Source organism: Nocardioides sp. NPDC058538, assembly GCF_042719275.1.
Taxonomy (GTDB): domain Bacteria; phylum Actinomycetota; class Actinomycetes; order Propionibacteriales; family Nocardioidaceae; genus Nocardioides.
The window spans coordinates 122,198-129,217 of record NZ_JBHXNY010000015.1; the positions used below are offsets into that span (position 1 = coordinate 122,198).

The following is a 7,020-nucleotide window of genomic DNA, read 5'->3' on the forward strand; positions in this document are numbered from 1 at the left end:
GTCTAGCTGCGCAGTGTCTTCAGTCTCCAGCATGGTGGGATCCCGGTCAGCCGATCAGCGCGTGACCGATTCATGACCGGCGCGGGTCCGGAACCCCACCGTGCTGGTTACTGGCCGGTAACGGTAGGGCAGATCAGCAGGTGGACACCAGGTCTGTCCGGTTGTATCGGTCCAATACCTGTGGTCTTCCTCACGTCCTCACAGCTCGCTGTCGAGCTGCCCCATGAACTGGGTCGGGTAGCGGTCGCCGCGGGCGGCGCCGACGGGCACGGCGGCGTCGATGCGAGTGAGGTCGGCGTCGTCGAGGGTGACCTCGTTCGCACCCGCCATCGACTCGACCTGGCTGACCCGGCGAGAGCCGATGACAGGGACGATGTGCTCGCCGCGAGCGGCGACCCAGGCGATCGCGAGCTGGGCCAGGGTGACGCCCTTGGCCGCGGCGATCTCCTCCAGGGTGGTGAGCAGCGCGCGGTTGTGGTCGAGGTTGTCGCCCTGGAACCGCGGCATGTGGGCGAGCGAGCCGCCGAGGGCGCCGCTGCCGCCGATCAGGCCGCGGCCGAGGACGCTGTACGCGGTGATGCCGATGCCCAGCTCGCGGCAGGTGTCGAGGATGCCGTTGGTCTCGATCCCCCTGCTGAGCAGGGAGTACTCGATCTGCAGGTCGCTGACCGGGGCCACCGCGGTGGCGCGGCGGATCGTGTCGGCGCTGACCTCGCTCAGCCCGATGTGGCGTACGTATCCAGCCTCCACCAGCTCTTGGACCGCGCCCACGGTCTCCTCGATCGGCACCTTCGGGTCGAGACGTGCGGGGCGGTAGATGTCGACGTGGTCGGTGCCGAGCCGCTGGAGGGAGTAGGTCAGGGATGACTTCACCGCCTCGGGCCGGCCATCGAAGCCGGCCGGCATCCCGACCGGGGTGAGCAGTGCGCCGAACTTCACCGAGAGCACCACGTCGTCGCGGTCACGCTCGCGCAGCGCCCGGGCGATCAGCATCTCGTTGTGGCCGGCGCCGTAGAAGTCGCCGGTGTCGATCAGGGTGCCGCCGGCATCGAGGTAGGCGTGGATGACGCGTACGCCCTCCTCGTCGTCGACCGCGCCGTAGGCGCCGGAGAGGCTCATCCCGCCCAGGGCGGGGGAGGTGACGGTAGGACCGTTCTCGCCGAGCTGTCGGCTGGTGCTGAACTTGATGTTGAGGGTCATGCATCCAGCGTGCGGCGCTCCGCGGGCGTCCGGGAGGCACGGCACATCCAGGGACGAGCCGTCCCTGGATAACCGGACGCCGCCGACGGAGGATGAGGAACGTGACCGACCGCCGTGAGCTCGCCGACTTCCTCCGACGTCGCCGCGAGGTGCACCGGCCCTCCGACGTCGGCCTCCCGGACGGGTTGCGGCGGCGTACTCCCGGGTTGCGGCGGGAGGAGGTCGCCTCGCTCGCCGGGGTCTCGACCGACCACTACACGCGGCTGGAGCAGGCACGCGGGTCGGCGCCGTCGGAGTCGGTGCTCTCCGCGATCGCACGGGCCCTGCAGTGCGATCTCGACGAGCGCGACCACCTCTTCTACCTCGCCGGGATGACGCCGCCTCCCCGGCGGGCCGGCAACTACGTACGTCCCGGCCTGATCGCCCTCGCCCGGCGGCTGACCGACATCCCCGTCGTGATCTGCACCGACACCGGCGAGATCGCCTGGCTCAACCCGCTCGCCACCACGCTGCTGCCACCGCTGCCCGAGGGGCCAGGCCGGGGCCGCAACCTGATGTGGCGCTGGTTCACCCAGCCCGACCGCCGGCCCGCGCCGCGGGAGGACTGGGACCGGATGTCGGCGAGCCATGTGATGGACCTGCGGGCGACGTACGCCCGTCGGGCCGGCGACTCCGACATCACCTCGCTGGTGCACGACCTCCTCGCCGCGAGCGAGGAGTTCCGTGGGCTGTGGGAGCGCCACCAGGTCGGCGTGCGGCGTGCCGACCTGAAGACGTTCATCCATCCCGAGGTCGGCCCGGTCGCCGTACGCTGCGAGGTCCTGCTCACCGAGGAGGCCGACGTGAAGCTGCTCGCCTACTTCCCGGCCGAGGGGACCGATGCCGCAGAGAAGCTGGAGCTGCTCCGCGTCATCGGCACCCAGCGGCTCACGAGCGCGGACTCATCACCCACCGAAGGGCGATGAAGCGGATCAGCGTGGCCGCGGCGTTCGCGGCCACGAGCACGACGATCTCGAACGCTCGCGCGGGCGTCGGCGCGGCCAGGTGGAGGAGCGCGAGCGATCCGGAGGTCAGCGTCAGCCCGACCCCGAAGGCGGCCAGCCCGGCGACGTGATGCTTCACCACGCCCTGCCGCGCGGTGATCCCGAAGGTCAGCCGGCGGTTGGCCGCGGTATTGGCGACCGCGGTCACCAGGAGTGCGATGAGGTTCGCCGCCTGCGCTCCGACGGCGGTGCGCAGCAGGACGTAGAGGAGCAGGTACGCCAGCGTGCTCAGCACCCCGATGACACCGAACCGGATCACCTGAGCCGCCAGGCTCGGGCTCCGGACGGGCCCGGGCGGACGTACGCCGCTGAGGTCGATCCGGCCGCTGACCAGCCCGAACAGCAGTCGTCGGATCCCGTCGAGATCCTCCTTGATCGTCCTGGCGATGTCGACGCGTGAGTCGGGATCATCGACCCAGTCGACCGGCACCTCGTGCACGCGCAGCCCGGCCTCGGAGGCGAGGACGAGCAGCTCGGTGTCGAAGAACCAGCTGTCGTCCTCGATCAGCGGGAGCAGCTTCTCGGCGACGTCGCGGCGGAGCGCCTTGAAGCCGCACTGGGCGTCGGTGAACTCCGCGGACAGGACACCGCGCAGCAGCAGGTTGTAGCCCTTGGACAGGAAGTCGCGCTTCGGGCCCCGCTCGATCCGGCTGCCGCGGGCCAGCCGGGACCCGATCGCGACATCGGAGTGGCCCGAGAGCAGCGGGGCGAGCAGGGGCGGCAGTGCCCGCAGGTCGGTGGAGAGGTCGACGTCCATGTAGCCGACCACCTCCGCCCGCGAGGTGGACCAGGCCGCCCTGAGCGCTCTGCCCCGGCCCTTCTCCTCGAGATGGATCGCACGGACCCGGGTGATCTCGGTCGCGAGCCGCTCCGCGATCTCCCAGGTGCCGTCGGTGCTGGCGTTGTCGGCGATCGTGATCGTCGTGGAGTAGGGCAGGGTGCGCAGGTAGCCGTCGAGGTGGCGTACGGACTCCTCCAGGTCCTTCTCCTCGTTGTGGACCGGGATCACCAGGTCGATCGCGGTCAGCAGCCGCTTCTCGTCGACTGCCCACTCTCCGTTGGAGAGAGTCGTGCCCGCGGTCATGCGGCCCCCTCGGTCAGGTCGTAGACCGTGGAGCTGCCGATCGTGGTCTGGGTGAAGTTCTCGGTCACCCAGGCGCTGATCTCCGAGGCGCTGGAGGTCTCTTCGCTGGCGTCTCCCATGCCTCTCATGCCGCCCATGCCGCCCATGCCGCCGCCGGCGATGAAGTAGTGGATCTCGCCGTTGGCGACGTACTCCTGGAACTGCTCGAGCGTGATGCTGTTCGAGGTGCCGTTGAAGCCACCGATCGCCATCACGGCCTCGCCGGTCTCGAGCTGGAGGCCGGCCGCTGTCTGGGAACCGATCGTCGCGGCCACCCAGGTGTAGCGGCCGGCGTTGGTGCTCACCGCCTCGGCGAGCTCCTCGTCGACCGCGCCGCCGCCCATCATTCCGCCGCCACGGGTCCCGCCGGGACCACCACCGTTGCCGCCGGGCACCTGCGGGGCCTGGCCGGTGGCACCGTCTGTGGTTCCGCCCGGCATCTGGCCGGTCGGCGGGGTGCCGTTCTGGGTCTGGGGACCGGGGCCACCGGCACCACCGGGGCGACCGCCGCCCATCCCGCCCATGCCGCCGCCCTCGTACGGCCCGGCCGTCACGATCGAGCCGGTGTGTGCGGTGCCGATCGTCTGGATCGCGTACGCCGCAGGACCGAGTCCCACGGTCACGGCTGCCGCCGCGAGGACCGCCGCAGCTGCCCGGCGGGTGAGCCTGTCCGCGAAGACGAACGCGGCAGCGACGCCGAGCCCGATGATCAGGACGGGCCAGCGCAGCGCGTCGTACGGCTGCTCGCCCGACTGCCCGAGGAGCACCCAGCCCCACACGGCGCTGCCGGCCATGGCGACCGCCAGGGTGATCCGGGCGAAGAGGCTGTCGCGGTCGCGCCACATACTGCGCCATAGGACGGCCGCGCCGACGACCGCGGTGATCGCGATCCACGGAGCCAGCGCGACCACGTAGTAGTCGTGGTAGATGCCCTCCATGAAGGAGAAGACCAGGCCGGTGACGAGCATCGTGGCGCCGCTGAGCATCAGCGCGGCACGGGTCAGATCGGTGCGCGGCGCCTTGCGAAGAACGACGAGCCCGGTGACGAGGAGGAGGAGCGCCGCGGGGAGCAGCCAGGAGACCATGCCGCCGGAGACGCCCTGGAAGAGGCGCAGGACACCGGCCGCGCTGGAGAAGCCCGCGTTGCCGAGGCCGCCGTAGTCACCTCCGTTCAGCCTTCCCACGCCGTTGTAGCCGAGGGTCAGCTCGAGGAGCGAGTTGCTGGTCGAGCCGTCGATGTAGGGGCGCCACGACTCCGGGATGAGCTCGACGATCGTGATGTACCAGCCGGCGCTGACGACCATGGCCACGAAGCAGGCGATGCCGTGGGTCATCCTTCTACCGAGCGAACCCTTGCCCGCGATCAGGTAGACGACCGCGATCGCCGGGATGATCAGGAACGCCTGCAGCATCTTGGCCAGGAAGCCGAAGCCGAGCAGCGCACCGGCCAGCACCATCCACCTGCCCTTGCCGGTCTCGATCGCCTTGAGCGTCGAGAACCCGGCACCCACCAGCAGCAGGAGCAGCAGCGCGTCCGGGTTGTTGAACCGGAACATCAGCGCCGCCGCCGGGGTCAACGCGGTGAACGCCCCCGCCGCGATCGCCGCCTGCCAAGGCGCGACCTTCTTCACCATGGCGAAGACGAGCCCGACGCTCCCGACCCCCATCAGCGCCTGCGGAACCAGGATGCTCCACGAGGACAGCCCGAAGAGGCGTACGGACAGGCCCATCACCCACAACGAAGCCGGCGGCTTGTCGACCGTGATCGAGCTGCTCGCATCGAGCGCCCCGAAGAACCACGCCATCCAGCTCTCGCCGCCGGCCTGTGCGGCGGCGGAGTAATACTGATTGGCGTATCCGGACTCTGAGAGCGTCCAGAGGTACGCCGCTGCTGTCAGGGTCAGCAAGATGGCGAGCGCCGCACGCTCGGGGGTTGGGCGCCAGCTTCTTGTCTTCGTCGGCGCTGTTGCCGTGGGTGGGTCGAGGAGTTGGGTCATGGCGACCACGCTCGGGGGTGGGGCTGTGGTGGTCGTTTTTTGGGGCTGTGAGGGGGCTATGGGCAGTGGTTGCCTGCTGTTTCTTCGGGGTTGGAGTGGGCAGCCGACCCGTTCTGGAGGGTCTTCTCGATCTGATCCGGCGTCAAGGACGGGCCTTCGGCCCGCCGGCTTCGCCGGCCGCTTCGCGATCCTGGACTCCGGACCAGATCGAGAAAGATTTGGCTGGCTATCGGGGCGGCGGCCCGGGTGTGGCGCGGAGAAATCTTTGCTCGGAAGGCTGGTGTTGATGGGGCGGAAGGGTGGCCCTTCGGGCCACTTACCATCCACAGATGCGAGGTCGTTCGCTCATCGCGAAAACAGTGGTTGACCTGGGAAAATAGATGGTCATGCGAGCGTTGAGGGCGTAGAATCATAGCCATCACAACACACCTCTGAGGGAGGATGGCTATGAGTCTCGGCCGCGGCATCGACCACTGGGGCACCAACCCCGGCGACGCGATCGACGCTGCCCTGAGGGCCATCGAGACCGCCCTCCAAGAACTCCTCGCCACCGACCCCACCTACTGGCGCACCGGGCAGAAGAAGGACCTGCTGGAACGCCTGGAGAAGCTCCAGGCCCAACAGGCCGCGCTGAAACTCCGAGTGCTCGCATCTGCCGGCGACATCGCTGAAGAGACTGGTGCCAAGGATGCGTCTGGGTGGATGCGGACCGAACTCCTCGTAGACAAGGCAGTCGCTCGCTCCCAGATCAAACTCGCGAGCAGTGTCGCCAAGTACGAGGTCGTCGCCGCCGGCCTTGCCGAGGGCATCGTGTCCCAAGACAAAGCCCGGGTGATCACCAAGGCACTCGACAAGATCGAGACCAACCCGGTCGCCAGTGCCGAGGACCTGGTCCTGGCGGAGAAGCTGTTGGTCGACTACGCCGGTCGCCTGACCGCGAACGAGCTCCACATCGTCGGCAAACGGATCCTGGCCGAGATCGACCCGGCCCGGTTCGAGGACGCCGAAGCCCAAGCGTTGTTGGCGGAGGAAGAGCGCGCCCAGCAGAAGACCGCGCTACGGGTGTGGAACAACCACGACGGCACCGTCGGGTTCGATGGTGTCTTGCCGACGTCGATCGGGATGAGGTTCAAGCGGCTGGTCGAGGCCTACGCCCAACCCCGCAAACAACACCTCGTCGGCAAGGGTGCCCCGCTGCCGCCATGGGAACGACTCATGGGACAAGGCTTCACCCGGCTCCTGGAGACCATCGACCCGGCCGCACTGCCCCGCCACGGCGGCGACGCGACCACCATCAACGTGGTCATCAGCCTCGAGGAGCTCCGCAAGGACCTCGGGATCGCCACCCTGGGCTATGACGAGACCAGCGGGGCCACGATCACCGCGGCCGAGGCCAGGCGGATGGCCTGCAACGCGACCATCATCCCCTGGGTGCTCGGCGGTGATGGTGAGGTCCTCGACGCGGGCCGGGGCAGCCGGTTCTTCCAGCCGATCCAGCGCAAGGCGATGCGGTTGCAGCAGAAGTGCTGCCAAGCCGAGGGCTGCGACATGCCACCGGAGTGGTGGCTGTCGCGCTTTGAGTTGCTGGCGTCGGTGTCGGCCGGGCGGAGCCCGGCCCGGCTCAGCCGGTGGCCAGGCTGGTTTGGTGGAGTCGTCG

The 7,020-nt window shown here is 69.2% G+C and carries 5 protein-coding genes; 2 read left to right on the forward strand and 3 right to left on the reverse strand.

The window, feature by feature from the left end; genetic code table 11:
- Positions 1-198: 198 nt before the first annotated feature.
- Entirely contained in the window at positions 199-1,200 is a 1,002-nt protein-coding gene (locus ACFWQC_RS15580) for an aldo/keto reductase (RefSeq protein WP_378679453.1), read from the reverse strand.
- A 101-nt stretch (positions 1,201-1,301) separates the two neighbouring features.
- Between ACFWQC_RS15580 and ACFWQC_RS15585 the strand changes: the two genes are divergently transcribed.
- A complete protein-coding gene (locus ACFWQC_RS15585) occupies positions 1,302-2,165 on the forward strand; it encodes a helix-turn-helix transcriptional regulator (RefSeq protein WP_378679456.1) in 864 nt (287 codons plus the stop codon).
- Here ACFWQC_RS15585 and ACFWQC_RS15590 read toward each other — a convergent pair.
- Positions 2,128-3,327, reverse strand: coding sequence for a glycosyltransferase (locus ACFWQC_RS15590; protein WP_378679459.1), 1,200 nt, complete (start codon positions 3,325-3,327; stop codon positions 2,128-2,130). The two genes, ACFWQC_RS15585 and ACFWQC_RS15590, sit on opposite strands and share 38 nt — an antisense overlap.
- On the reverse strand, positions 3,324-5,363 hold the full coding sequence (locus ACFWQC_RS15595) for an ArnT family glycosyltransferase (RefSeq protein WP_378679462.1): 2,040 nt from the start codon (positions 5,361-5,363) through the stop codon (positions 3,324-3,326). Before ACFWQC_RS15595 ends, ACFWQC_RS15590 begins: the two co-directional genes overlap by 4 nt.
- 447 nt (positions 5,364-5,810) lie before the next feature.
- On the opposite strand from ACFWQC_RS15595, the gene ACFWQC_RS15600 reads away from it, so the two are divergent.
- The coding region (locus ACFWQC_RS15600) for a DUF222 domain-containing protein (RefSeq protein WP_378679465.1) at positions 5,811-7,020 on the forward strand (1,210 nt) is incomplete at its 3' end.

What these genes read in the sequence shown, in the direction of transcription:
- ACFWQC_RS15580 (WP_378679453.1), bottom strand. Translation starts at nt 1,200, where the DNA reads ATGACCCTCAACATCAAGTTCAGCACCAGCCGACAGCTCGGCGAGAAC.
- ACFWQC_RS15590 (WP_378679459.1), bottom strand. Translation starts at nt 3,327, where the DNA reads ATGACCGCGGGCACGACTCTCTCCAACGGAGAGTGGGCAGTCGACGAG.
- ACFWQC_RS15595 (WP_378679462.1), bottom strand. Translation starts at nt 5,363, where the DNA reads ATGACCCAACTCCTCGACCCACCCACGGCAACAGCGCCGACGAAGACA.